Source organism: Bordetella avium (assembly GCF_034424645.1).
Lineage (GTDB): Bacteria > Pseudomonadota > Gammaproteobacteria > Burkholderiales > Burkholderiaceae_B > Bordetella > Bordetella avium.
Map to the genome: position 1 here is coordinate 67,571 of NZ_CP139969.1, position 24,680 is coordinate 92,250.

Sequence of the window (24,680 nt, forward strand, 5' to 3'; positions counted from 1 at the left end):
TCAGGCCGTGGCTCCCATCCGAGCGCCCGCATGGGCGACATACATGACGGCCCAGGACGCCGCGCCGAGCAGGATCGAAAGCGCCGCCGCCACGGGGATATTGGCGTAATTGGTGAATTCGTTATAGATCGTCAGGGGTAGTACATCGATCTGCGCGGCCAGCGTGAAAGCCGTGCCAAATGCGCCCATGCTGGTGGCGAAACTGATCGCGCCTGCCCCTGTCAGTGCTGGCATGAGTGCGGGCAACTCGATATCGATGAAGCGTCGCCACGGCGAGGCTCCCAGGCTGCGCCCCGCTTCGAGCAGGCTGGGGTCTATGCCTTGCGCGGCGGCGGAAATCATGCCGATCGTGCGCGGCAAAGAGAAATACAGATAACCGAGAAACAGCCCGCCCATGCCATAGGCGAACACGACAGGCTCGCCCGTCAGCCAGCGGCTTATGGCGGAAATAATCCCTTGGCGGCCAGCCATCAAAATAATAAAAAAACCCACCACCACGCCAGGAAAAGCCAAAGGGAATACCAGCATGGCCATCAGCAGGCGGCGGCCAGGAAACACCGGACGCCAGGCCAGAAAGCGCCCGACAGGCAATGACAGCACAAGCGTGATCAGGGTCGACCCCAATGAGAGCGCGACCGTGTTGAACAGGCTGCGCCAATATGCCGAGTGTGTCAGCACCGTCAGATAGGCGGACTCGCCGTCGCGCACGGAAAAACCCGCCCAGGCCAGGCCAATCATGGGCAGCAGCCAGAATGCGAGAAAAACCGCGGCGGCGGGCGCAGCGAGCCACCACCAGCTGCGCCCCGACATCAGTTGACCTCGTTGCTGTAGCGCTCAGAAAATCCGCGTTGGACCTGAGCCATTTTTTCGTAATCGACGGGTTTGGCGCGTGCGTACTCGCTCGCTGGCAGGAACTTGGCCTGTGCTTCGGGTGATATGGCCGATACGCGAACGGGACGCAGGAAGGCGTTTGCCCAGATCGCCTGCCCTTCGTCGGAAAGTGTGAAATCCAGGACTTTGCGCGCGTTCTCGGGATCGGGCGCACCTTTTACCAAGCTCATGACATAAGGCACGACCACGGTGCCTTCGGCAGGAATCACAAAGGCGACATTGCTGTGATCTTTGTACTTCGCGCGGTAGGCGTTGAAGTCATAGTCGATCAGGATGGGGATTTCACCTGACAGCACGCGCGCATAAGCGGTTTGTTTGGGAACAATCGGTTTGTTGGCCTGCAGTTTCTTGAACCAATCGATGCCGGGGTCGAAGTTGTCCAGCGAGCCGCCCATCGCCTGGTTTACCGCTATGGCGCCGACATAGCCCGCGAAGGCCGAGGCGGGGTCGAGGTAGCCGATCATGCCGCGATATTCAGGCTTGAGAAGATCCGCCCACGACTTGGGTATGGGCTTGCCGTTTAGCGCATCGACATTCACCATGAAGCCCAGCGTGCCGGAATGAATGGCGAACCATTTTCCATCAGGGTCTTTCATCCCCGTTGGAATCTCGTCCCAGTGCGCGGGTTTGTAGCCTTGCACCAGACCGTCTTTTGCTGCTTGGATGCCGAAGGTCACGCCGTAATACACGACGTCGGCTACTGGGTTTTTCCGCTCGGCCGCCAGAGAAGCCAATGCTTGACCGGAGTTTTTGTTGTCAGCCGGTACATTAATACCGGTTTTCTCCTTGATGGCTTTCAGGGCAGTGCCCCAGTCGGCCCACTCGGGAGGGCAGTTGTAGCAAATGGCGTTAGCTGCCTGGGCCTCTGTACCGACTAGGGCCAAGGCGGTCAGGGCAATAGTCAGGAATCTTCTCATGCTGATGCAGCTCCTCGGAATCAATGTGGGGAATGAACACCAACCGAGGCACCAGGAAATATCCGGTGTGGCACCACGGTACTGGTCAGGGGGATGTGCTGCTTGAGATAGGCAAGCAGTTTTTGGCAGGCGATCCGCCCGATATCGGAACTGGGCTGGGATACGGTGGTCAACTGAGGGGTGTACATGGCGCCGAACACAATGCCGTCGAAGCCGCAGATGGCAATGTCGTCCGGGATTCGGATGCCGAACGCATGCAACTGCGACATCAGCGAGAGCGCCAGAAGATCGTTGGAGCAGATGATGGCCGTTGGCGGATTGGATGAAAGCCAGTTTTTCACCAACTGCGGTTCGCATTGCGTGTGCGAAGGCAAGACATAGTGACAAAAGCGGCTCAGTTTGAGCCGCCGTGCCACCTGACGCACACCCAGCAGGCGTCTAGCTGCACGGTCTGAGGTATGTAGCGGGCCCGACAGAAAGGCGATGTTCTTGTGCTGGAAGCTCGCGACGTATTCGGCCAGATCTCGTCCGGCGAGTTGATCGTCGATACTGACCGAAGGCACACCTTGAATCGTGCTGTAGGCAAGGATGTAAGGCATTGCTTTTTCTTCTCGCAATACCTTGATGGCTTCGGATTCCTGAGCGCCACCGAGCGTCAGGATAAGGCCATCGACTTGATGGTCCAGCAACATGTGCAGGCTTTCAAGTTCAGTCTTGGTGCAATAGTCTGTCGTTGCAACCATGATGCTGTAGTTCAGTTTTTGTGCATCGCGGCAAGCGCCATCGAAACACTCTGCAAATGCGGGATTGTTTAGCGTGGGCAACAACACGCCCAGTGTTCTTGTCGCGCCTTGCCTAAGGCTGCGCCCGACCAGATTTGGCCTGAAACCGTGTTCCAGGGCGATTTTTTCCACGTGCTGTCGAGTTTCAGGCCTAAGTAATTCGGGGCGGTTGAAAGCCCGGGATACGGTGGCTGTTGAGACACCTGCCTTACGAGCGATTTCGACAATGGAAGTGCGAAGCGAAGCTTTCGATGTCACGACGGAGGGCAGCATTAATGCTTTTATAGAGTGACAAAGATATGTCATTGCCTCTGTTTTTTATGAAATGCTAAATACGAATCAGATACTAAGAAATCTCTGGTATCACCGGTGAGACGTAGTTTTTGTGTTATCGCAATTTTGCAGATGGCCGGTGCTTACTTCTACACTCCGAGTTGATACGTCGGCATTGCACAATGACGTACGACCGACATGGGGTATTGGGGATGGCGAAAGCACTGAATGAGCTTGGCGCGCTGGAAGCCGTCAAGCGACTGCAGCGCCGTGAGTTGAGCGCGGTACAAATGGCGCGTGCCTGTCTGGCGCGCATCGAACAGCGGGAACCTGCCGTGCGGGCCTGGACGGCCTTGGACCCGGCGCAAGTGATCGCGCAGGCTCAGGCATTGGATGCGGCGAGTCTGCGTGGCGTTCTTCATGGTTTGCCACTGGGTGTTAAAGATATCTTTGACACGCATGACCTGCCGACGTGTTATGGCTCGGGAATTTACAGCACACACCAGCCTGATTCGGATGCAGCCGTCGTGGCGCTCTGCCGCGAGGCGGGCGCCTTGGTGTTGGGCAAAACGGTGACAACAGAGTTCGCCACCTATCAGCCCGGGCCGACACGCAACCCCTGTAATACCTCCTATACGCCAGGTGGATCATCGAGCGGGTCGGCCGCCGCCGTGGCCGATGCGATGGTGCCGTTGGCGATTGGTTCGCAAACGGCCGGATCGGTGATACGCCCGGCTGCCTATTGCGGCGTAGTCGGCTATAAGCCGACCTTTGGGCGCGTGTCACGCGCCGGCATGAAGCTCTTGAGCGAAAGCCTGGATACCGTTGGCGGTTTTGCTCGTAGCGTTGAGGACATGGCGCTGCTGGTTTCGGTGTTGATGGGGGATGAGCGTCTGCGTGAGCTGCCGGAAGTCTCCCTGCCTCGCATCGGCATGCTGCGCACCTTCCAATGGCGTCATGCTCAGGCGGAAACGCGCGAGGCTTACGAGGATGCTGCCCGCCGATTGTCACGCGCCGGCGCCGTGGTCGAGGATATCGAGCTGCCAGTCCAGGATTGCAGCCTGGTGCAGTTGCATGCCGATGTCATGGCATTCGAAGCCGCGCAGGGGCTGGCCTTTGAGCGCACGCGTTGCCGTCAGCAATTAGGTACGCGCCTGCTGGCGCTGCTCGACGCGGGCGCCGCCATTCGCGCCGAAGATCACCAGGAGAGGCTGACGCGCGCTGCCCTTGCCCGCGCACGGGCCTTGCAGTGGTTTGACCAGTATGACGTGCTGCTGGTGCCCAGCACTACGGGCGAGGCGCCTTTCCTTGAGCAGGGTACGGGTGACCCTTTGTTTTGCCGTGTCTGGACCCTACTCGGTTTTCCGGCGGTTCATCTGCCGTTTTCGTCGGGGCCGCAGGGGCTGCCGGTGGGGCTGCAGGTGTTGGGGCCGCCGCATGCAGATTACAAGCTGCTCTCCACTGCGCGCTGGATGCATCCCGTGCTGCAAGGCGAGTGCTAAGCGCGGGGCCGCCGCTGTGTAAGCACAAACCGGTCAGTTTGAGCTGACCGGTTTTTTGTTGACGGTAAACGAAGGGGCGTCAGGCCGTAACGGCCGCGTCGTCTGCGCTTACGGACTCGCCTTGTGATTGGATGTGGCGGTTGACGGCGGACAGGACCGCCTGGAAGGATGCCGTCACGATGTCGCGGTCGATGCCCACACCAAAGCCGGTGGGCGAATCGCCGATGCGCATTTCGACATAGCTGGCCGCACGCGTGTCAGTACCGGTACCGATGGCGTGCTCATGGTAGTCCATGATGCGCACGGGTACGTCCAGTGCCGCGACAAAGGCCGAGATGGCGCCATCACCGCTGCCGTGCACGATGCGGCGTTCGCCGTTGTATTCGAGTTCGGCCTCGATCGTGAACTGCTTGCCCACACCCGCGCTGGGATTGCCGTCGATGCGGTGACGGACGAGTTTCCAGGGCGTGTGCTGTTCGAGATATTCGTTCGCGAAGATTGAGTACACGCTTTCGCTGGTGACTTCGCGGCCGGTTTCATCCGTGACGCGCTGAATGGCGCGGCTGAATTCGATTTGCAGGCGGCGCGGTAAGACCAGACCATGTTCTTGTTCGAGCAAATACGAGACGCCGCCTTTGCCCGACTGGCTGTTGACGCGGATCACGGCGTCATAGCTGCGGCCCAGATCGGCGGGGTCGATGGGCAAGTACGGGACTTCCCATACTCCGTCGGCCTGCTGTTGCGCGAAGCCCTTTTTGATCGCGTCCTGGTGCGAACCCGAGAAAGCGGTAAAGACCAGATCGCCGGCATAGGGGTGGCGCGGATGTACCGGCAACTGGTTGCAGTACTCGGCGCAGCGGCGGACTTCGTCGATATCGGAGAAGTCCAAGCCGGGATGCACGCCCTGCGTATAGAGGTTCAAGGCCAGGGTTACGAGGTCGACGTTGCCGGTGCGCTCGCCGCTGCCGAACAGGCAGCCCTCGATACGGTCGGCGCCAGCCATGACGGCGAATTCGGCGGCGGCCACGGCGGTGCCGCGGTCATTGTGCGGGTGCACGCTCAGGATAATGCTGTCGCGGCGAGCCAGATTTTTGTGCATCCATTCGATCTGGTCGGCGTACAGGTTAGGCGTAGTAGCTTCGATGGTCGCCGGCAGATTAAGGACCATTTTGCGCGCGGGCGTGGCATCCCATTCGGCGGCCACGGCATTCGACACTTCAAGTGCGAATTCCGGTTCGGTGGTGCTGAAGACTTCGGGCGAATACTGGTAGCGCCACTGCGTTTGCGGATAACGCGCCATTGCTGCTTTGACCAGGCGTGTGCCCGTCACGGCGATATTCTTGATCTCGTCTTTGCTCATATTGAAGACGATTTTGCGAAAGGCAGGTGCGCAGGCGTTGTAGAGATGGATCATGGCCTGTTTGGCGCCCGCGGCGGCCTCGGCAGTGCGATCGATCAGGTCTTGGCGTGCCTGAGTCAATACGATGATCGTAACGTCTTCGGGGATGCGCTTTTCCTCGATGAGCTTGCGCACGAAATCAAAGTCGGTTTGCGAGGCGGAAGGAAACCCGACCTCGATCTCTTTGAAGCCGATTTTCACCAACTGCTCGAAGAAGCGCATCTTGCGCTCCACGCTCATCGGTTCGATCAACGCTTGATTGCCGTCACGCAGGTCCGTGCTCATCCAGATGGGCGGCTGAGTGATACGGCGGCTGGGCCAGGTGCGCTCGGAGAAATCACGGGCGAAGGGCTGGAATGGCACGTATTTGGTGGCGGGGTTGGCAAGCATTCGATACACCTTGATCAGTTTGTCTTGAATCCCGAGGGCACGGCGAACCAGGATGACGGCCGGCGCAGGCGAATTCAGGGTTTAAAACAGGGGAAAGACGTGTGGCGAGCGAACGGCTGCCGAGCTACCACGGGGCACTAGGCCCGGCAACCGATCGGTAGGCGTAGCGGTAGCGCTAGGGCAGCGAAAGTGCCCAGGAGGGAGATGGCCAGAAAAGACGCAGCCGCAGCCGACATCGGGGCGCTGGCGCGTCCGAAGGCGGAAAGTTGAGCGGTGCATTGAGTAGCCATAGACCGTAGTCAAACACATTTCGGCGCGGCGTGCAAATCCGCAAGCGCCGATATGTGCGCGATGGTTCAGCGGTCGCCGCCGAGGCGGGGCTCAATAAAACGGGGACGATCTTCTGGGCGCTTGTTGGCCCGATCGTCGGGGCGCTCAGTCGGGACGGCCGCGCCGCGGCCCCCTTGCAGATCGAGAATGGCGGCTTGTTCACGCACCAGGGCGATTTTGCCGATGCGGTTGCGCCGCAGTTCCTGGTGGCTGCGTTGCAGATCACCCACAGTAAAGGGTTCTTCCCGGTCACCCCAGACCCAGCGCAGCACATCGACGACTTCTTCGCTGAGCTGCGGGCGTAATTGCGCCAGCGTCGCCCCGGGAACGATCTGGTGGCGGCCGGCGGCCATGCTGGCATAGAGCCAGTTGCGCGCGGCGAAAAAGACGATCAATGACCAGATGACCACCACACCCCACCAGAAATAAGGGTTGATGCGATTCAACATATCGACAGTTTGTTGGCCCATGCTCTGCAGGCTCTCGAAGGCCAGAGCCTTGCCGAAACCGAGCAGCCAGGAACTGGCCAGAAGCCAGATCACCGCGATGACCGCCAGGACGATTGCTCGCATCACTAGGCGAGGAAAGGTGAGCTTGAGCAGCGTTTGACCTATCAGGCGGCTGTCTTGGCGAATGCGTTCGGGCGAAGTCTGATTCATCATGCAAAATATTGTACCTATGACTCGTCCTGCTCTAGAACTTCGGCCTGGTCAGCATTTAACTTTGACCCCGCAACTGCAACAGTCGATCCGGCTCTTGCAGCTATCCTCATTGGAGCTGGAGGCGGAAATCTCCCTGGCCTTGGCCGACAATCCGTTGCTGGAGCGCGACGAAAATCCGGCCGAACAGGTGGACTCGCAGCGCGAGGCAAGCATCGAAAGTGATGATTCCTCACCTGAAATCGAGACGCGTCTGGAAGAAATGCCGGGTTCGGGCGGCGTCTATCCAGACGAAGATGAGCCGCAACAGGCCCGCGCCGACACGCTGCGTGAGCATTTGCTGGGCCAACTGGCGCTGACCCGCGCCGGGCCGCGCGACGCGGCATTGGTTGAGGTGCTCATCGAGGAGCTGGACGACAACGGCTATCTGGGCTCGCCGCTGGTGGAAATCTTGCAGTGGCTGCCGCCGGAGCTGGAGATCGATGAAGACGAGTTGCGTGTCGCTTTGAGCCTGTTGCAGTCTTTCGACCCGCCGGGCATCGGCGCCCGCGATATGGCGGACTGTCTGTTGCTGCAATTGCGCCAACCCGATCTGACTCGTTTGCCCGAAGCCGCCAACCCTGTCATCTTGCGTTGTGCGCGCGAGATCTGCGTGCAGCATCTGTCCTTGCTGGCCTCAGGCAATTTGGCGCGCCTGCGTGACGTGCTGGGGGTGGACGAACCGACCTTGCGCACCGCCCACAGCCTTATCGTGCGCCTAGAGCCCCGACCCGGTCGGGCCTGGACCGTCCCGGCGGCCGAGTATGCGCTGCCTGACGTGCTGGTGAGCAAAACGCGGCAGGGCTGGCAGGCCGTGCTCAATAGCGCCGCCATGCCCCGGCTACAGATCAATGGGTTGTATGCGCAAATGTTGGCTAACCAGCGAGAAACGGCCTATGCGGGCCTGAGCGCACAGTTGCAGCAGGCACGCTGGATGATCCGCAATATCGAACAACGATTCGACACGATTCTGCGCGTGTCGCAGGCCATTGTGATGCATCAGGCGGCGTTTTTCAGTGAAGGTCCGGCTGCCATGCGTCCGCTCATTCTCAAAGACATTGCAGCTGAGTTGGGTTTGCACGAATCCACGATTTCACGCGCCACAACACAGAAGTACATGCTCACTCCGTTCGGTACGCTGGAGCTCAAATATTTCTTCGGGACCGGTCTTGCCACGGATAGCGGGAATGCGGCTTCTGCCACCGCTGTGCAGGCGCATATCCGCAAGATGGTGTCAGAGGAAAACCGCGCCAAGCCGCTATCTGATAGCCAGATCATGGAGCGATTGGCCAGTCAGGGCATCGTGATTGCCCGGCGTACCGTGGCCAAGTACCGGGAAGCCTTGCGCATTGCGCCGGCGGCGGTGCGTAAGGCGCAGGGCTGAAGAACAAAAGCCCGCAGGCCTAGCCTGCGGGCTTTCTTGGGGCTTGCCCGCTGCGGTGGATCAGGCCGCAGCGACCAGCGGAATCGGGAAGGTGTTTGCGGCAGGCTGTTCGGCGTCGAGCATGGCGGTCGGTGTATTGACCGGCACGGCGATTGAGCGCACGTCGCACACGCTGGAGGCGCGTCCGCCGGGAAGGTATTCGCTGGCCGTCGCGGCGCAGCAACCACAGCAGGAGGCAACCCCCAGCTCGAATTGCAAATCGCCCAGCGAATTGGCGCCAGCATCCACGCAGGCGCGGACTTGGCGTTCGGTTACGGCATTACAGATGCAAACGTACATGAGAACAATTATCGTCAATAACTAAGTCTCGTGCAAGCACTTGGCAAGAAAATTTGATGCTGCAACGCAAGGTCTAAGTTGTTGAAATAAGGGACAAACTAAGCCGTTTGGCCGGACATCTTCGCCTGCCTGCGACCGGCCAGGCTGCCGGAAAGTTGCATGCCCCAGGCAGGCACTGCTTAGATCGTGCTTCGGTTGTTTTGTCTGAAAATGCGGAGGGCCGTTGTTTATTTTCAGCGTAAATTTCCCTGCGTTTTTTTATGCTGATGACGGCATATCGCTAAGAAAACAGAGGAAATAAAAGAAGAAAACCACGCATTGCGCGTCGGATACCCGCATGAATTCAGGATTTTTACGTCATTGCATTAAATACCAGGACTCGTTCTCATTCGTTTATCGCTTTCGTGTTGCGCTCGCAAAGCGATTTACCAGATGTTGCCAAGCCCTAGGCGCGCTGCTGTCCTCAATGTTAGTCTGCCGGGGTTGCGCGCTTGACGCGGGCCCGCCAGATCCAGGAGCACATTAATGAAAGGCGATAAAACGGTTATCCAGTTTTTGAATAAACAGCTGACCAACGAACTGACGGCTATCAATCAGTATTTTCTGCATGCGCGCATGTTGCGCCATTGGGGCTTTAATAAGCTCGGCAAACACGAGTACGAAGAATCCATCGAAGAAATGAAGCACGCCGATCGTCTGATCGAGCGGATTTTCATGCTTGATGGTCTGCCCAACCTGCAGGACTTGCACAAACTGCTGATCGGTGAGGACGTGCCCGAGTTGCTGGCCTGTGACCTTAAGGTCGAACTGACCGCCCAGGCAACGCTCAAGGACGGTATCGCCTACTGTGAGTCGGTGCGCGATTACGTCTCGCGTGATCTGCTTCAGGACATCCTGGACGATACCGAGGGCCATATCGATTATCTCGAAACCCAGATCGGCCTGATCGATCAGGTGGGCCTGCAAAACTACCTGCAAACCCAGATGGACGCCGAAGACTGAGTCTTCCTCATCCATAAAACAACAGGCCCCTTCCGTTCAAGAAGGGGCCTGTTGTTTGTGAGCGTGGAATGCCTATTCAGGGCGACGCGGGCAGTCCGGGGTAGTGCCCCAGGCTCGATTCGGCGCGCAATACTTGTTGCGGGCGTTCCAGGAGCAGGTGGGCCGCTCGAAAAAGCCGGTCGTGGCGCAATGGTTCAATTCCTGGCGCAGTTGCTCCTGCCAATGGGTCTGGGCGCGAGGGGCCGGGTTGAGGATCACGGGCGGATTGATACGCGCGACGCCATTTTGTTGAGCCGGCGGCGCCGGGGGGGGCGGAATGCCGGGCGGCAGTCCTGGCTGCAAATCCAGTGTGGAGACATCCGAGGGGCCGCTGGGCAGGGGCACGGCGGATTCCGCGGCCAGTTCGCGGGCTTCGTTCATGGAAATGCTGTCACGCGAAATCTGGACGTCCGGATTGGTATTGGTGTCGAACAGCGACACCGTATCGACCGTCCACTCGCGCGAGGCCGGTTGTTCCGGCACGCCCAAGGTCCCGTCCACTCGCGGTTGCGGGGGTTGGGCGACATAAGGCCGCCCGTTGGCGTCCAGGATGCCTTGGTCGCCATTGCCATTATCCTGGTTGGGATTTTCCGTGGCGGGTGGCGCATGAGCCACCAGCCAATCACCCAGTTGCAGGCCACCCCAGGCGGCAGCGCCAAAAGCAACCAGAAGCGTTGCGAACAATAAACGCCAAGACATTGCTAACCTCGTATGCTCCGCGGTGTAGGGCCGTGTTTAGAGAGTGTCTCCGAAGACCTTGCCGCCATGCTCGCGCATCGCATGGAATTTCACTTCCGGATACAGTTCTTCTGCCACGCGCAATTGCGCCGACGACCCTATCAGAAATGCCGCAGCATCGACGACATCATAGGCGATATGGGCGGCATTGGCATCCATGAACTTGCGCAGCGCTTTGGGGTTTTCGGAGGTGATCCAGCGCGCCATCGTGTAGCGCGATGGTAGCATCCGCGCCTCCACGCCATATTCGGTTTTGAGCCGGTGCGCGACGACTTCAAATTGCAGTTGGCCCACGGCGCCCAGCAACAGGGAGCCGCCAGCCACTTCGGGACGAAAGACCTGGATGGCGCCCTCTTCCCCCAGTTGGGTCAGGCCCACACGCAGTTGTTTCGTGCGCAGAGGGTCTTTCACTTCGACGGCCTGGAACAGTTCCGGCGCGAAAAAGGGCAATCCGGTGAAACGCAGCGATTCGCCTTCGGTCAGCACGTCGCCCAATTGCAGTACGCCGTGGTTGGGAATGCCGATCACATCGCCGGCGTAGGCTTCATCGAGCAACTCGCGGCGTTGCGATAGGAAGGACACGACGTTGTTAGGCCGCATTTCCTTGTTGGTGCGGGCGACCTTCAGGCGCATGCCGCGCTCAAAGCGGCCGGAGCTGACGCGCACAAAGGCCACGCGGTCGCGGTGGGCCGGGTCCATATTGGCCTGCACCTTAAAGACCACGCCAGTGAACTTGGGCTCTTCCGGTTTGACCTCGCGCTCCAGCGCCTGGCGGGCGCCAGGTTGCGGCGCCAGATCGACCAGGGCGTCCAGCACTTCCTGCACGCCGAAGTTGTTGATGGCCGAGCCGAAAAAGACCGGTGTTTGCTTGCCCGCGAGGAAGGCCGCATGGTCAAAGGCCGGCGCGGCTTCGTTAATCAGTTCGATTTCGCCGCTGGCCTGCTCGAAAGCCTGGCCGAAGCGTTCGGCGATTTGCGGATTGGACAGGCCGTCGATGAACTCGTCGTCGTCGTTGCGGCGCTCTTGGCCGGGGCGGAACAAGCGCATGCGATCACGGCGGATATCAAACACGCCGCCGAAAGACTTGCCCATGCCGACCGGCCATGAGAACGGCACGGCGTCCATGCCCAGGTGCGATTCGATTTCCGAAAGCAGCTCCAGCGGCTCGCGGACTTCGCGGTCCATCTTGTTGATGAAGGTGATGATGGGCGTGTTGCGCGCGCGGCAGACCTGCAGCAGGCGGATGGTCTGGGGCTCTACACCATTGGCCGCATCGATCACCATGAGCGCGGCGTCCACCGCCGTCAGCACACGGTAAGTGTCTTCGGAGAAGTCCTGGTGGCCCGGGGTGTCCAGCAAGTTGATGACGCAATCGCGGTATTCCATTTGCATGACCGAAGAGGCCACGGAAATGCCGCGCTGCTTTTCGATTTCCATCCAGTCGGAGGAGGCGTGGCGCGAGGCTTTACGCGCCTTCACGCTGCCGGCGATCTGAATGGCGCCTGCGAACAGCAGCAGTTTTTCCGTCAGCGTGGTCTTGCCCGCGTCAGGGTGGGAAATGATGGCGAAGGTGCGTCGCCGGGCAACTTCTTGAAGAATGGTCATGACAGGTTGCGGATGAAGTTCGCGATCAGCTGTGACGGCGGAAGGTCGCCAGGAAAACGCCGGCGATGATGAAAAGCGAACCGAACACGCGGTTCATCCACCGAATGTGGTGGGCGCTGCGCAGCATGCGCAGCACCTTGGCCGCCAGCAGGGTGTAAAAGCCCATTGCGACGAGGTCGGTAAAGGCCAGCGTGCCGGCCAGCGCCAGGTACTGCGCGGTCAGGGCTTGCGTCGGGTCAACGAACTGCGGCACCACCGCCAGCAGGAAGACGGTGCCTTTGGGGTTCATCGTGTTGATCAGGAAACCGCGCATGACGAGTTCGCGGATGGAGGCCCGCTCCGGATTGCCGGTGTCGACGGCCACGGGGGCGGCGTCGGTGCGGATTTGACGCAGGCCCAGGTAGATCAGATAGGCCACGCCCAGATACTTGACCACCATGAAGGCCAGTTCAGACGTTGCCAGCACCGCTCCCAGGCCCACGGCCACAATCAGGAACTGAAACAGAATGCCCAGGATAAGGCCGGCCGTATTCCAGTAGCCGCGGCGAAAGCCGTATTTCAGCCCGGACGACATGGCCGAAATGGCGCCCGCGCCGGGCGAAAAGGAAATGGCCCAGGAGGCAAGGAAGAAGGTCAACCAAACCGAGAGCGTCATGATGAGGTTTCCTGAGACGGTTTATTTACCGAGCAGCACGCCGCGCGGCGGGGCATTACGCGCGCCGCGAGGCGCGTTATTGGAACGATTGTCGCGCGGTTTCGCCGCCGCCGGCGATGTGGCTGGCTTGGGTGACGCTGCGGGGCGGCGGCCTTCTGCGGCCTGCGGCGCATTGCTGCGTGCTGCGCCAGAGGAGCGGCCGCCACGGCTATTACGGTTGCCGCCGCCGTTGCCTCGGCCATTGAAGCCGCCACGGCGGCCGCGTTCGTCATCGTCGCGCGGCTCGGGTTCGGCCACGGCGCCCACCGGCGGTGTCCAGCCGTCGACGGTTTTGCGGTCGATGGTTTTCTTGATGAGGCGTTCGATCGCCTTGAGCAGCTTGATTTCGCTGCTGTCGACCAGCGACACGGCTGCGCCCGTCGCGCCAGCGCGCCCGGTGCGCCCGATGCGGTGCACGTAGTCTTCGGGCACGTTGGGCAATTCGAAGTTGACCACCTGAGGCAGTTGGTCGATGTCCAGGCCACGTGCGGCGATGTCTGTTGCCACCAGCACGGCGACGCTGCCGTCCTTGAAGCCGGCCAGCGCGCGGGTGCGCGCGGATTGGCTCTTGTTGCCGTGAATGGCGGCGGCGGACAGACCATCCTTGACGAGCTTTTCGGCCAGACGGTTTGCGCCGTGCTTGGTGCGGGTGAACACCAGCACCTGATGCCAGCCGCTTTCACTGATCAGGTGGCTGACCAGGTCGCGTTTATGAGCCTGGTCAACCAGATACACGGTCTGCGTGACCAGTTCGGTAGCGGTGTTGCGCGGGGTTACCGAGACCTCGCCGGGATTGTGCAGCACGCCGCGCGCCAGTTCTCGGATTTCATCCGAGAACGTGGCCGAGAACAGCAGGTTCTGGCGCGATTTGGGCAGCAGGGCGAGCACTTTGCGGATGTCGCGGATGAAGCCCATGTCCAGCATGCGGTCGGCTTCGTCCAGCACCAGGATTTCCACGCCCGAGAGATCGACGGTCTTCTGGCCGCAGTGGTCCAGCAGGCGGCCCGGTGTCGCAACCAGGATGTCTACGGGCTTGCGCAGCGCCGAGATCTGCGGGTTGATGTTTACGCCGCCGAACATCACCATGGAGGTCAGGCCGGTGTGTTTGCCATAAACCTGAACCGACTCGGCCACCTGGGCGGTCAGTTCGCGGGTAGGCGTCAGGATGAGGCAGCGCGGCCGGCCAGCGCTGCGCTTGGCGGGCTTGTTCTGCGACAGCATATGCAGAATGGGCAGCGTGAAGCCGGCCGTCTTGCCGGTGCCGGTTTGCGCGGCCGCCAGCAGGTCGCCACCGCGCAGCACCTGCGGGATAGCCTGAGCCTGGATGGGCGTGGGTGCGGTATAGCCGGTTTCGGCAATAGCACGTAAAAGGGAATCAGCCAGCCCAAGGTCGGCAAAAGAAGTAGAGGTAGTCAAAAACAACTCCAGCGGCAGCCTGTCGCTCAAGTTGAGAGACTCCAATCCAGGCGGACGAACGGGGAGGAAACGGGATATGCCAGGCGTATGCCCGGCAGGGCGGCAACGCGCCTTGTGACGTGTGTTGATTGGCAATGCACACAGCGATGGATTGTAACCGATGCGTTCTGCGCCGCTAAACCAAGCTGTAACGGACGCGATACATTTGCTTTGCCGGTCAATGCTGTAATGCAAAGCTTGTCATTTTGGAGTTGTGCAATGAGATCAATGCGTCTGTTTGGCGGGACGTGGCTGCTATTTCTTGCCGCCCTGCTCTCGGGTTGCGGTTACAACAACATGCAGGCGGCCGATGAGCAGGTCAACGCGGCCTGGTCGGAGGTATTGAACCAATATCAGCGGCGGGCAGACCTCGTGCCGCAATTGGTCAAGGTTGCGGACGCTTACATGACCCATGAGCGCGATGTGCTCACGCAGGTTACCGAGGCGCGCAGCCGGGTGGGCAGCCTGCAAATCACCGCCGGGGAGCTTCAGGACCCTGCCGCGATGCAGCGCTTTCAGGCGGCGCAGTCTGCGCTGACCGCTTCTTTGTCGCGTTTGATCGCGGTGTCCGAGAATTATCCCCAGCTCAAGGCTGACGGCATCTTCCGCGATTTGCAGACGCAGCTCGAAGGCACCGAGAACCGCATCGCGGTCGCGCGGGGCCGCTATGTGCAGTCGGTGCAGGCCTATAACGTGTTGGTGCGGCAGTTTCCCGGCGTCATCACGGCCAAGATCTTCGGCTATGCGCCCAAGGCCAATTTCGGGGTCGAGAACGAAGCCGCCATTTCCAAGCCGCCTGAAGTGCGTTTCAGCAATGACGCGCGCAAACCGTAATCTCTGGCTCGCGGCGCTTGCGCTCCTAAGCCTGGTATGGGGGCTGGCCTGGGCGGATGTGCCGGTGCCCGCCCTGACTGCGCGGGTGGTGGATCAGACTGCCACATTGAGCCCTGAGCAGCGTCAGGCGCTGGAAACGCAGCTGGCGGCTCTGGAGGCGCGCAAGGGCGTTCAGCTTGCCGTGCTTATTGTGCCGACCACCGGTTCCGACACAATCGAACAGTTCGCCACCCGTGTCTATGACCAATGGAAGCTGGGGCGTCAGAAAGTCGATGACGGCGTGCTGTTCGTGGTGGCCAAGGACGACCGCACCTTGCGTTTTGAAGTGGGCTATGGCCTGGAGGGCGCCGTGCCCGATGTCATGGCTGGCCGCATCATTCGTGAACAGGTTGTGCCGCATTTCAAGCAGCATGATTACGCCGGCGGCATCGGCGCGGGCGTGAACGCGCTCATCGGCCTGATCGATGGTGAGTCCCTCCCTGCGCCAGCCGCCCGAGAGGCTGACAACGGCGATACCCATGCCAGCGGACCGCCGGGCGAAGCGCTCGGTTTGCTGGTTGTGGCGGCGCTGGCGCCGCCCATCCTGAGTGCGGTCTTGGGGGGGGTGGCGATCGGCTATATAAGCGGCAGCATCCTGTGGGGGCTGCTGGCCGCTTTGCTCGCGTGGGTGCTGAGTTTCGTGCTTGGCGTCACCGGCCTGAAAAAAGCCCTGATGCGTGGCGGGTTTCGTGGCGGTGGCGGCAGAGGTGGCGGTGGTTTTGGCGGAGGCGGCGGTGGTTTTCGTGGAGGCGGCGGCCGCAGCGGCGGAGGGGGGGCCTCCGGCCGCTGGTAGGCGTCTTAGCTTGTCATCTCCAGGCCCTCGCGCGACATGGAAGCCAGTTTGGGCATAAGGCCTAGCAGATGGTCGCTGTAGTCGTGTTGGGGGTCTGTGAACAGTGCCTCGGTTTCGGCGACTTCCAGCAGTTCGCCATGCCGCATGACACCCACGCGATCGCACATCTGGCGGATGACCGGCAGATCGTGGCTGATGAACAGCATGGTCAGCCGCAGCTGTTCCTGCAAGTCTTTCAGCAAGTTGAGAATCTGCGCCTGAATCGAGACGTCCAGCGCCGAGGTGGGTTCGTCGCAAATCAGAAAGCGCGGCCGTGTGGCCAGGGCCCGGGCGATACAGATGCGCTGGCGCTGCCCGCCCGAGAACTCGTGCGGAAAGCGTTGCGCGGCCTGGGGGCCTAACCCGACGACATCGAGCAGATCTGCCACGATGCCGCGCGCCTGGCTTTCGCTATCGGCGAGCCGGTGAAAGCGGATGGGTTCGGCCACGATGTCCAGCACCCTCATGCGCGGATTGAGCGACGAGTACGGGTCCTGGAACACCATCTGAATCTGTCGGCGGAAAGGGTTGCGCGTTTTCTCGTCTTTGATGGCGGTCAGGTCGCGGCCGTTAAACCATACTGAGCCGGACGTGGGTTGATACAGGTTGGAGATCAGGCGCGCGACTGTGGATTTGCCCGATCCGGATTCGCCGACCAGACCAAACACCTCACCCTCGCGGATGGAGAGGTTGACGTTCTTGACTGCATCCAGCTCGCGCCGGTTGCGCTTGAGGAGCGCCTGCCGCAGCACAAAACGCATACCAAGATCGCGGACCTCCACCAAGGGCGCGCCTTCGGCGACCTGCCCGAAGTCGCGCCGCTGGCCCAGCCAGTGCGTGGACAGATCCAGCGTGGTCGAAGGCTTGCGGACATCCTCGATATAGGTCACCAGAGGAAAGCGCCGCAGTTTGATGTCGGGTCTGGGCACGGCAGAAATGAGGCTGCGCGTGTAAGGGTGATCCGGGTCGCTGAGTATCTTGTTGGTGGGCCCCTCCTCCACCAGCTTGCCGCGGTACAGCACCGCCACCCGGTCGGTGATGTCGGCGATCACCCCCATGTCGTGGGTGATGATGATCATGCCGACCTGACGCTCTTTGCAGAGTTGGCGCAGCAAATCGAGGATCTGCGCCTGAATGGATACATCCAGCGCGGTGGTGGGTTCGTCGGCGATGATGACTTCCGGCTCGCAGCACAGCGCCAGCGCGATGACCACGCGCTGGCGCATGCCGCCGGAGAACTGATGGGGATATTGTTTGACGCGCAGCTCGGGTTGGTCGATGCCGACCTGCTTGAGCATGTCAATGGCCCGTTTGGCGCCTTCCGAGGCGGATACGCCGAGGTGGACCTGCATGGTTTCGACCAACTGGCTTTCAACGGTTTGCAGCGGGTCTAGCGAGGTGAGCGGGTCTTGAAAAATCATGCCGATGCGGCGTCCGCGTACTTTGCGCAGCTCTTGCTTGGACAAGGCATCGATGCGCTGTCCCTCGAGGCTGATCTCGCCGCCGGCCAGGCGGCCCGGTGCTTCCAGCAGGCCGATGACCGCATTGCCTATCGTGGATTTTCCGGCGCCGGACTCCCCCACTACGCCAAGAATTTCGCCTTTTTCGAGGGCGAGCGACACATCGTCGATGGCGACCATGGTGCCACGCCGGCTGGGAAACTCGATACGGATTCGGTCGATATTGAGCAGTGCCATGTTGCTACCTCAGCGCAGCTTGGGGTTGAGCGCGTCGCGCAGCCAGTCGCCCAGCAGATTGACCGAGAGCACCAGCGCAATCAGCGCGATGCCGGGGAAGATGGAGATCCACCACATGCCGGAAAACAGATAGCTGTTGCCGATGCGGATCAGCGTGCCCAGCGAAGGCATGGTGGACGGCACACCCACGCCAAGAAAGGAGAGCGTGGCTTCCGTGATGATGGCGATGGCCAGGTGAATGGTTGCAATGACCAAGACCGGCCCCATCACATTGGGCAGAATGTGACGCCGCAGAATCGTGAACGGACCGATGCCGATCAGTTTGGCTGCCTGCACATACTCCTTGTTGCGTTCGACCAGGGTTGAACCGCGTACGGTGCGTGCGTACTGCACCCAGCCCGAGATGCCGATAGCGAAGATGAGCACGTACAGCGCGAGTTGATCGTGCAGGTCGCGCGGCAAGAGGCCGCGCGCCACGCCGTCGATCAGGAGTGCGACGAGAATGGTCGGGAAAGACAGTTGCACATCGGCGATGCGCATGATGATGCTGTCTACCCTGCCTCCCGCATAGCCGCTGATCAGGCCCAGCGAGACGCCTAGCACCATGGAGAACAGCACTGACGCGAAGCCCACCAGCAGGGATACCCGTGCGCCATACAGAATGGCCGACAGGATATCGCGGCCCTGGTCGTCAGTGCCGAGCAGAAAGTCGCGTGAACCCTCCTCGCTCCAGGAGGGCGGGGTATTGGCGTCCATGATGTTCAGCGACGCCAGGTCAAAGGGGTTGTGGGGAGCGATCAATGGGGCGAACAAGGCGCCCAGCATGATGGCCAGCGTGATGGCTGCCGAGATCATGGCCCCTGGCGAATGCTTGAAGCTATGCCAGAGGTCGCTGTCGGCGGCACGGGAAAAAAGCGGTGCGATACGGGCGATCATCGGACTTCCTATTTGCTCTGCACGCGCAGGCGCGGATCGACCGCGAAGTACAGCAGATCGACAACCAGATTGATGACAACGAAGATGAAGGCGATCAGGATGAGATAGGCCGCCATCACGGGGATATCCACCATGCTGATGGACTGAATGAACAGCAGGCCCATGCCGGGCCACTGAAACACGGTTTCGGTGATGATGGCGAAGGCAATGATGGAGCCGACCTGTAGGCCAGTGATCGTGATGACTGGCACCAGGGTGTTTTTCAGCGCGTGGCGGAAATTGATCAGGCGTTCAGGCAGGCCTCTGGCGCGCGCGAACTTGATGAAATCGGTGCGCATGACCTCCAGCATTTCGGCGCGCACAAGGCGCATGATGAGCGTCATCTGGAACAGCGCCAGCGTGATCGCCGGCATGATGAGCGCAGCCAGACCTGAGGTGGTCAGCAGGCCGGTTGTCCACCAGCCGAGATTGAGCACTTCGCCTCGCCCGAAACTGGGCAGCCAGCGCAGCTGCACGCCAAATACCAGAATCAGCAGTATGCCGATCAAGAACGTCGGCAGGGAGATGCCAGCCAGCGACACCGCCATAAAAGTCTTGGACAGAATGCCGTGACGCCGCAGCGCCGTGTAAATGCCCATGGGAATGCCCAGCACCAGCGCCATCAGCGCCGATACGAAGGACAGTTCCAGCGTGGCGGGAAGGCGTTCTTCAAGCAGGTCGGATACCGGACGCCGATGCCGGTAAGAAATGCCGAAATCGCCGCGGGCGGCATTGCCAACGAAGCGCCCGAATTGCAATAGGAAGGGATCGTTTAGGCCGAGGTCGGTGCGCAACTGTTCGCGCTGTTGCGGCGTGGTGTCCTGGCCGACCATGCTGGCGATGGGATCGCCAACATAGCGAAACATGGCGAAGGCAATCAGGGCGACCGTCAGCATAACGATGATCGACTGAAAGAGGCGCCGCGTAATGAAACCAAGCATGATGGTGGGGCCCTGGAAAAGTGGCTGCGGGAGGGACTGTCCCCAGGGCGGGCCGCTGGCCCGCCCGCTTACGGCTGTAGCCTCAGGGCATCACGACATTGCGCAGATCGAGCACGTCGTCGGCGCGTTGGATCACCTTGATGTTGTCTTTCACTCCCCATGACATCGGTTGCTGGTGCAGCGGCAGATAGCCGTGTTCCTTGCGTACGATCTCGAAGGCTTCCTTGATCATGGCGTTACGTTTGGCCTGGTCGGTTTCCACGCCGATTTTGGTGGTGAGCTCATCGACACGCGGGTTGCAATAGCCCCCCAGGTTGAACTGGCCGCTGGCAGTCTTGGCGTCGCGGCAGGCGGCAAGGTTGAGCAGCGCGTTATGCGCATCCGTCGAGCTGGGCGTCCAGCCCAGCATATACATGCTGGTGTCATTGCCGGCCTGCAGCAAAATCTTGCCGAAGTACTTGGATTTGGATTGTGCTTGCAGATTGACTTTGATGCCGACGCGAGCCAGCATGCCGGCGACGGCCTGGCAGATTTTTTCGTCATTCACGTAGCGGTCGTTGGGGCAGTCCAGCGTAACGGTGAAGCCCTTGGGATAGCCCGCTTCGGCCAGCAGTTTCTTGGCGCGCTCGACGTCGGGCTTGGTGGGTGCGCCGTAAGCGTCGTCATAGCCATTGATGGGTTCGGCGATGAGCGAGCCCAGCGGTTTGGCCGCGCCGCGCATGATCTTGTCGTTAATCGCCTTGGTGTCCACGGCCAGCACGACGGCTTCGCGCACGCGCGGATCTTTGAAGGGGTTTTTGCCCTTCACATCCGAGTAAAGCAATTCGTCACGAGCCTGGTCCATGCCGATAAAGACGGTGCGCGCCTCGGGGGCGGACAGCGGCTTCACGCCCTTGGCGTCTTCCAGGCGTTTCCAGTCCTGAACGGGAACCGGCTGCACGATATCCATCTCGCCGGAAATCAGCGCGGCGACCCGGGTGGCTTCCTGCGTGATGGGTTGGAAGATGACCTCATCGACATTGGTCTTGACGCCCTTGTCCCAATAACCGTCAAAGCGCTTGAGCACGGTCTTCACATCGGGTTGGCGCTCGGTCAGGATGAAAGGCCCGGTGCCGTTGGCGTTCAGGTTGGCATAGTTGCCCTGGTTGTCGCCTTTGACGTTGGTCGCTTCAGTGGTTTTGTTTTTCTCCGCCCAGGCCTTGCTCATGATGTAGAGGAAGGTCCATTCGCGCACCAGAATGGGATTGGGCGTGGGGGTGGTGACCTCGATGGTGTAATCGTCGATTTTCTTGATGTCGCTGGCCTTGGCGCCGTAGCCTTTCATGTCGGAGCCGGGTGTCAGGCTGCGCTTCCAGGAGAAAATGACGTCGTCGGCCGTGAAGGGCGAGCCATCATGAAATTTCACGCCCTGGCGCAGCTTGAAAATCCATTTCGTGGGTTCCGGGTTGGACCAGCTTTCCGCCAGGCGCGGAACCAGTTTCAGATCCCCGTCATAGCCCGCCAGGGTTTCGTAGATATTGCCCTGGAAACCCAGCGTGAAGGTCTCGTTCAGCGACATCGGGTCCATCGAGGTGGCGTCGCCCTGATAGGCCCAGCGCAGGGTTTTGGCTTGCGCCACACTGCTCAATGCCGCGGCGCCCAGCGCCAATGCCAATGCAGAAAGCTTCAATGCAGATTTGATACGCATAGCCCATTTACTCCGTGTATTGCGCAGCGCGCGACAGTGGCAGGGGCCGGCCGCGTGTGATGCGGCCGGGTAAGGCGTAGAGATCAGGAGATGGAAGCGCTGGCGCGAGACCCGGCAGGCATGCCGGTGCGACGGGTGAAGAACTTCACGATGGACCTGCCCCTTGTGTATTGGCGTCGGTACAAGTCCGCGCCTCTTGGTAGGGGCATCTTATAGATGCGTTTGTTTAAGCGTCAATTGTTTTGGATTGGGGTTATCACTCGGTTCCCTATCTCGTCGGACGAAGCAGCGAGTATTTGCGCGAGTTCACAGACCTGTTGCTTGCGCCGCTCGTCATCGATATGCCCCGGAGTCAGCGCGGACCATTCAGGCCGGCTACGGGCTTCCAGGAGGGGTTCGGGAAGGGGGCTGTTTTGCCATTGCGCCATTTGCGGCAAGGCAATGGGCGAGCGGGCCGCATGGCCACGACCTTCCAGTGCGGTGATCAATTGCTGTTGCCGCAAAGCCAGTAAGCGCAGTATGCCGTCATCCACGCTGAGCTCGTGATAGCCGCGCAGCTTACCGCTCAGGCGTTTTCCAAGACGGCTGGCGCCTTGCCACAGGCCGCCAGCGGCAGCGCCGATCAGCATGCCGGTACCCAGGCTCATGCCGGCCAGGGCGAGATCGACAGCGGCACCGGCCATGGCCCCTGCGGCGGCGCCGACGCCCAGCTGTATGCCCATGTCTTTCAGGGCTTGAGGATGAAACAGATCCATGCTGAAACGCTCACCATGCAGCGGCAAGGCGTCGGCTCGATAGTCATCGCGATGAAAGTTATAGAGTTTGAGCAGCGCTTGCACGCAAACCTGCTCGCGCGTGCGTACCTGGTCGCGCAGCTCGGCGGAGGTTTGCTCGACGGTTTCCGGGGCGCTTTGCAGCCGCAGCGCGGCAACGTCGATCAGTAATTCGGCGGCGATGCGGCAGGCGGCCTGACGGCGCATGGCACGCTCTTGCGCCAGCGCGCTTGAGAAGCCCGTCAGCATGGCGGCGTGACGATCCAGTAGCACGATCAAACGGGCATAGAGTTGTTGTTCGCCGTCCAGTGGCGGCGCGACCGTGTCGTACTCCAGCACCGCATGCAGGCCCAGGCGCGCCATCGCGGTACGCCATTCGGCCGCACGGTGGCCCGGGGCATGCACGAAGTTGAGCACTGGCAACAGGGGGCGCCCGCAGGCGGCGAGCAAGGCCAGCTCGTCGCGATGTTTGCTCAGCACCGGATCGCGCGCGTCGATCACATAGAGTCCGGCATCGCAGTCCAGCAGCTTGGTCAGCACGCGCGCTTCCTGCTCATAGCGGCCCTGCGCCTCGGGCGTGTCCAGAAAGCGGCGGATGCGCGCCGGACCGTCCAGGCGTGGCCCAGCGATGTCATCCAGGTATTCCAGCAGCGCGACGCTATCTTCCATGCCGGGGGTATCGAACCATTCGATCGCACCCTCACCGGGCATACGCGTCAACACGCCTTGAACATGCCGTGTTGTGCCTGCCGTATCGGCGACCTCTCCAAAATCCGGGTCGCGCGTCAGCGTGCGCAGCAAGGAGGTTTTTCCGGTATTGCTGTGCCCGACGACAGCGATTTTCAAGATATCAGTCATCGCCGCCGCGCTCCAACCACATCAGAGGTTGATCGTGGTCTTCAAGAATGTCCGAGTCAGCCAGGCCTGCGGCGCGCAGGCGCTCCCGCCATTGCGCAAGGCGGTCACCACGGCCAGTCAGCCAGACACGGGTTTGCGCTGCGTGTCCGGCCAGTGCTGCAATCAGGGCGAGTGAGCCTCTGTCCGGCGTTTGGCGGGCGTCACAGGCCAGCAACAGACGCGAAGCCGGGCTGGCCGCCAGAGCGTCTAGCAGTGCGTTGCGCTCCTCGCGGCTGTCCAGATTGCCAGCATCGAACAGTGTTGCGCTGGCGGGCGCGGGCCGGGTCTGGTCGGCTGGAAGTTCCAGGCTGGCATAGACCGGCCGCCCGCCAATCGCGCCACTGCTGAGTATGCGCGGTGTGCGCAGGGGATCGGCCGGACGGTCCACGCCTGTGGCCTGCGCAGCTGGCGTCAGGCGGTCACGCAGTGTGGCGTAACCGGGCAGCGCAGGGTCGATATGCAGGCGGCGCAGAGCTCGCAGGCTCATGCCGAGGCAGAGCATGGCGGCCAACAGGCGCGGGACGATGCCCCAGCACACCAGCATGCCCAGCAGCCAGACCGACCACTGCACTTGAGCGGCGGCCGGCAGGGCTTGCAGGCCGTCGCTGGCACGCACGACGGCCGCGTCGGGCAGCTTAAAACCGAACTGGGCGGGCAGCCAGCCGGCCCAGGTGGTCAGGCGCACAAAAGCCTCGGGTGAGAGCAAGGTGGTGGCCCAGACGAAGCGGTAGCTGGCGGTGGACAGAACGATCAGCAGGGTGGCCAGCGCCGCGCAGAGCGCCACCAGCCACAGCAAATGGCTGACCGCGCCCAGCATCCAGCGTAGCGCCCCTGTACGAGAAAGCAGATTCAATAAGGCCTGAGGGATCAGGGCGGTGTCGGGGCCCCGTGCGAACTTGCCTGTGATCCATAGCCAGGCCCGGCCCAAGCTGGTGCCGCCGGATAGAAAAAAGCTCGCCATCCAGAGCAGGAACATCAGGCCGTGCAGACCCAGCAAGGCGCCCGCAGCCCACAGGACATTGACCGGGCGCGAGCCATCGCCCAAGGCGCCGTAGGCGGCGCCTGCGCCCGCGATCAGAGCGGCCGCCATGAGGAGGAGCAGCGCCAGCACCGCGCCCTGTCGCCACTGCGCCAGCAGGGTATCCATGCCTTCGCGCCGGGCAAGCAGCATGGCGCGCCACAGGATGCGGTCAGGCAGCGCCTCGGCGGCCTGCCGGGCGCGGCGGGCCTCATCGCGGTCTTCGAGAGGACCCCAATGCGCTTCGCGCAAACGCAGCGCCTCGGCCAGCCATTGGGGAGTCAGGCCAGTGAGAGAGCTTGTCATCCGGCCAGATCAACAATCGGGAATGCGTGCCAGGATAAGGGGTCGAGGCCGGCATTGTTGCAGGAGGAGAGTGCCATAGCTTTTCCGGGCCGCCTCAGGGCGGCAATGGGCGGTGATGAACCATGCCGGATGATTGTAGACGCTACTGCGGCAGCCCTGCCCGCCTGTGGCTCAGATGGCGCGTGTCTGGAAGCCTCTGTTCTGGCAGCAAAAATAAAAAAGCCCGCACCAGTTTTTGGGTGC

Annotated in this window: 21 protein-coding genes; 5 read left to right on the plus strand and 16 right to left on the minus strand. The window is 61.2% G+C overall.

What is annotated here, in order from left to right; translation table 11 throughout:
- The 3 genes from U0029_RS00290 to U0029_RS00300 are packed head-to-tail and all read right to left on the minus strand — an operon-like array spanning position 1 to position 2,896.
- The gene (locus U0029_RS00290) at positions 1-810 is read right to left on the minus strand and encodes an ABC transporter permease (protein WP_012418992.1); all 810 of its coding nucleotides are present in this window, start codon (positions 808-810) and stop codon (positions 1-3) included.
- A complete protein-coding gene (locus U0029_RS00295; RefSeq protein ID WP_012418991.1) occupies positions 810-1,808 on the minus strand; it encodes an ABC transporter substrate-binding protein in 999 nt (332 codons plus the stop codon). Before U0029_RS00295 ends, U0029_RS00290 begins: the two co-directional genes overlap by 1 nt.
- A 20-nt stretch (positions 1,809-1,828) precedes the next feature.
- On the minus strand, positions 1,829-2,896 hold the full coding sequence (locus U0029_RS00300; protein WP_114852119.1) for a LacI family DNA-binding transcriptional regulator: 1,068 nt from the start codon (positions 2,894-2,896) through the stop codon (positions 1,829-1,831).
- A 179-nt stretch (positions 2,897-3,075) separates the two neighbouring features.
- Here U0029_RS00300 and U0029_RS00305 point away from each other — a divergent pair, with 179 nt between their 5' ends.
- Positions 3,076-4,365: an amidase gene (locus U0029_RS00305; RefSeq protein WP_114852118.1), complete on the plus strand. Its 1,290-nt coding sequence runs from the start codon at positions 3,076-3,078 to the stop codon at positions 4,363-4,365.
- Positions 4,366-4,444: 79 nt separating this feature from the next.
- Here U0029_RS00305 and leuA read toward each other — a convergent pair whose 3' ends face one another.
- On the minus strand, positions 4,445-6,154 hold the full coding sequence (gene leuA / locus U0029_RS00310) for a 2-isopropylmalate synthase (protein WP_012418988.1): 1,710 nt from the start codon (positions 6,152-6,154) through the stop codon (positions 4,445-4,447).
- A 356-nt stretch (positions 6,155-6,510) separates the two neighbouring features.
- Positions 6,511-7,146: a hypothetical protein gene (locus U0029_RS00315; RefSeq protein ID WP_012418987.1), complete on the minus strand. Its 636-nt coding sequence runs from the start codon at positions 7,144-7,146 to the stop codon at positions 6,511-6,513.
- A 16-nt stretch (positions 7,147-7,162) separates the two neighbouring features.
- On the opposite strand from U0029_RS00315, the gene rpoN reads away from it, so the two are divergent.
- Positions 7,163-8,566, plus strand: a complete 1,404-nt coding sequence (rpoN, locus tag U0029_RS00320) for an RNA polymerase factor sigma-54 (protein ID WP_440898745.1) — start codon at positions 7,163-7,165, stop codon at positions 8,564-8,566.
- A 60-nt stretch (positions 8,567-8,626) separates the two neighbouring features.
- Here the strand turns inward: rpoN and U0029_RS00325 are convergent, their stop codons facing one another.
- The gene (locus U0029_RS00325) at positions 8,627-8,923 is read right to left on the minus strand and encodes a (2Fe-2S)-binding protein (protein WP_012418985.1); all 297 of its coding nucleotides are present in this window, start codon (positions 8,921-8,923) and stop codon (positions 8,627-8,629) included.
- Positions 8,924-9,430: 507 nt separating this feature from the next.
- Here U0029_RS00325 and bfr point away from each other — a divergent pair.
- Positions 9,431-9,907 carry a bacterioferritin gene (gene bfr, locus U0029_RS00330; protein ID WP_012418984.1) on the plus strand — a complete coding sequence of 159 codons (477 nt, stop codon included), beginning with the start codon at positions 9,431-9,433 and terminating at the stop codon, positions 9,905-9,907.
- Between the two features lie 72 nt (positions 9,908-9,979).
- Here the strand turns inward: bfr and U0029_RS00335 are convergent, their stop codons facing one another.
- The 4 genes from U0029_RS00335 to U0029_RS00350 are packed head-to-tail and all read right to left on the minus strand — an operon-like array spanning position 9,980 to position 14,399.
- Positions 9,980-10,645, minus strand: a complete 666-nt coding sequence (locus U0029_RS00335; RefSeq protein WP_012418983.1) for a hypothetical protein — start codon at positions 10,643-10,645, stop codon at positions 9,980-9,982.
- A gap of 36 nt (positions 10,646-10,681) precedes the next feature.
- Positions 10,682-12,289 (minus strand): peptide chain release factor 3, encoded by a 1,608-nt coding sequence (locus U0029_RS00340; protein ID WP_012418982.1) that lies wholly within the window; start codon positions 12,287-12,289, stop codon positions 10,682-10,684.
- Positions 12,290-12,314: 25 nt separating this feature from the next.
- Positions 12,315-12,944, minus strand: a complete 630-nt coding sequence (locus U0029_RS00345) for a LysE family transporter (protein ID WP_012418981.1) — start codon at positions 12,942-12,944, stop codon at positions 12,315-12,317.
- Positions 12,945-12,965: 21 nt separating this feature from the next.
- Positions 12,966-14,399: a DEAD/DEAH box helicase gene (locus U0029_RS00350; protein ID WP_012418980.1), complete on the minus strand. Its 1,434-nt coding sequence runs from the start codon at positions 14,397-14,399 to the stop codon at positions 12,966-12,968.
- Positions 14,400-14,666: 267 nt separating this feature from the next.
- Between U0029_RS00350 and U0029_RS00355 the strand changes: the two genes are divergently transcribed.
- Both U0029_RS00355 and U0029_RS00360 read left to right on the plus strand, forming a co-directional pair.
- Complete coding sequence (locus U0029_RS00355; protein ID WP_039051338.1) at positions 14,667-15,272, plus strand: LemA family protein; 606 nt, start codon at positions 14,667-14,669, stop codon at positions 15,270-15,272.
- A complete protein-coding gene (locus U0029_RS00360) occupies positions 15,253-16,104 on the plus strand; it encodes a TPM domain-containing protein (protein ID WP_039051337.1) in 852 nt (283 codons plus the stop codon). Before U0029_RS00355 ends, U0029_RS00360 begins: the two co-directional genes overlap by 20 nt.
- 5 nt (positions 16,105-16,109) lie before the next feature.
- Here the strand turns inward: U0029_RS00360 and U0029_RS00365 are convergent, their stop codons facing one another.
- The 6 genes from U0029_RS00365 to U0029_RS00390 form a co-directional block, all read right to left on the minus strand.
- Entirely contained in the window at positions 16,110-17,840 is a 1,731-nt protein-coding gene (locus U0029_RS00365; RefSeq protein ID WP_012418977.1) for a dipeptide ABC transporter ATP-binding protein, read from the minus strand.
- 9 nt (positions 17,841-17,849) lie between these two features.
- On the minus strand, positions 17,850-18,776 hold the full coding sequence (locus U0029_RS00370) for an ABC transporter permease (RefSeq protein ID WP_012418976.1): 927 nt from the start codon (positions 18,774-18,776) through the stop codon (positions 17,850-17,852).
- An 8-nt stretch (positions 18,777-18,784) separates the two neighbouring features.
- The gene (locus U0029_RS00375; protein ID WP_012418975.1) at positions 18,785-19,756 is read right to left on the minus strand and encodes an ABC transporter permease; all 972 of its coding nucleotides are present in this window, start codon (positions 19,754-19,756) and stop codon (positions 18,785-18,787) included.
- A gap of 82 nt (positions 19,757-19,838) precedes the next feature.
- Positions 19,839-21,443, minus strand: a complete 1,605-nt coding sequence (locus U0029_RS00380; protein WP_012418974.1) for an ABC transporter substrate-binding protein — start codon at positions 21,441-21,443, stop codon at positions 19,839-19,841.
- 233 nt (positions 21,444-21,676) lie between these two features.
- The gene (locus tag U0029_RS00385; protein ID WP_114852116.1) at positions 21,677-23,074 is read right to left on the minus strand and encodes a DUF3482 domain-containing protein; all 1,398 of its coding nucleotides are present in this window, start codon (positions 23,072-23,074) and stop codon (positions 21,677-21,679) included.
- Positions 23,067-24,437 carry a DUF2868 domain-containing protein gene (locus U0029_RS00390; protein ID WP_114852115.1) on the minus strand — a complete coding sequence of 457 codons (1,371 nt, stop codon included), beginning with the start codon at positions 24,435-24,437 and terminating at the stop codon, positions 23,067-23,069. Before U0029_RS00390 ends, U0029_RS00385 begins: the two co-directional genes overlap by 8 nt.
- Positions 24,438-24,680 lie beyond the last annotated feature (243 nt).

Excerpts from the sequence above, each read along its gene's own strand:
- U0029_RS00365 (WP_012418977.1), bottom strand. The coding sequence starts at position 17,840 with ATGGCACTGCTCAATATCGACCGAATCCGTATCGAGTTTCCCAGCCGG.
- U0029_RS00360 (WP_039051337.1), top strand. The coding sequence starts at position 15,253 with ATGACGCGCGCAAACCGTAATCTCTGGCTCGCGGCGCTTGCGCTCCTA.
- U0029_RS00345 (WP_012418981.1), bottom strand. The coding sequence starts at position 12,944 with ATGACGCTCTCGGTTTGGTTGACCTTCTTCCTTGCCTCCTGGGCCATT.
- U0029_RS00385 (WP_114852116.1), bottom strand. The coding sequence starts at position 23,074 with ATGACTGATATCTTGAAAATCGCTGTCGTCGGGCACAGCAATACCGGA.
- U0029_RS00300 (WP_114852119.1), bottom strand. The coding sequence starts at position 2,896 with ATGACATATCTTTGTCACTCTATAAAAGCATTAATGCTGCCCTCCGTC.
- U0029_RS00315 (WP_012418987.1), bottom strand. The coding sequence starts at position 7,146 with ATGATGAATCAGACTTCGCCCGAACGCATTCGCCAAGACAGCCGCCTG.
- rpoN (WP_440898745.1), top strand. The coding sequence starts at position 7,163 with ATGACTCGTCCTGCTCTAGAACTTCGGCCTGGTCAGCATTTAACTTTG.
- U0029_RS00295 (WP_012418991.1), bottom strand. The coding sequence starts at position 1,808 with ATGAGAAGATTCCTGACTATTGCCCTGACCGCCTTGGCCCTAGTCGGT.
- U0029_RS00390 (WP_114852115.1), bottom strand. The coding sequence starts at position 24,437 with ATGACAAGCTCTCTCACTGGCCTGACTCCCCAATGGCTGGCCGAGGCG.
- bfr (WP_012418984.1), top strand. The coding sequence starts at position 9,431 with ATGAAAGGCGATAAAACGGTTATCCAGTTTTTGAATAAACAGCTGACC.
- leuA (WP_012418988.1), bottom strand. The coding sequence starts at position 6,154 with ATGCTTGCCAACCCCGCCACCAAATACGTGCCATTCCAGCCCTTCGCC.
- U0029_RS00290 (WP_012418992.1), bottom strand. The coding sequence starts at position 810 with ATGTCGGGGCGCAGCTGGTGGTGGCTCGCTGCGCCCGCCGCCGCGGTT.
- U0029_RS00375 (WP_012418975.1), bottom strand. The coding sequence starts at position 19,756 with ATGCTTGGTTTCATTACGCGGCGCCTCTTTCAGTCGATCATCGTTATG.
- U0029_RS00305 (WP_114852118.1), top strand. The coding sequence starts at position 3,076 with ATGGCGAAAGCACTGAATGAGCTTGGCGCGCTGGAAGCCGTCAAGCGA.
- U0029_RS00340 (WP_012418982.1), bottom strand. The coding sequence starts at position 12,289 with ATGACCATTCTTCAAGAAGTTGCCCGGCGACGCACCTTCGCCATCATT.
- U0029_RS00380 (WP_012418974.1), bottom strand. The coding sequence starts at position 21,443 with ATGCGTATCAAATCTGCATTGAAGCTTTCTGCATTGGCATTGGCGCTG.
- U0029_RS00335 (WP_012418983.1), bottom strand. The coding sequence starts at position 10,645 with ATGTCTTGGCGTTTATTGTTCGCAACGCTTCTGGTTGCTTTTGGCGCT.
- U0029_RS00370 (WP_012418976.1), bottom strand. The coding sequence starts at position 18,776 with ATGATCGCCCGTATCGCACCGCTTTTTTCCCGTGCCGCCGACAGCGAC.
- U0029_RS00355 (WP_039051338.1), top strand. The coding sequence starts at position 14,667 with ATGCGTCTGTTTGGCGGGACGTGGCTGCTATTTCTTGCCGCCCTGCTC.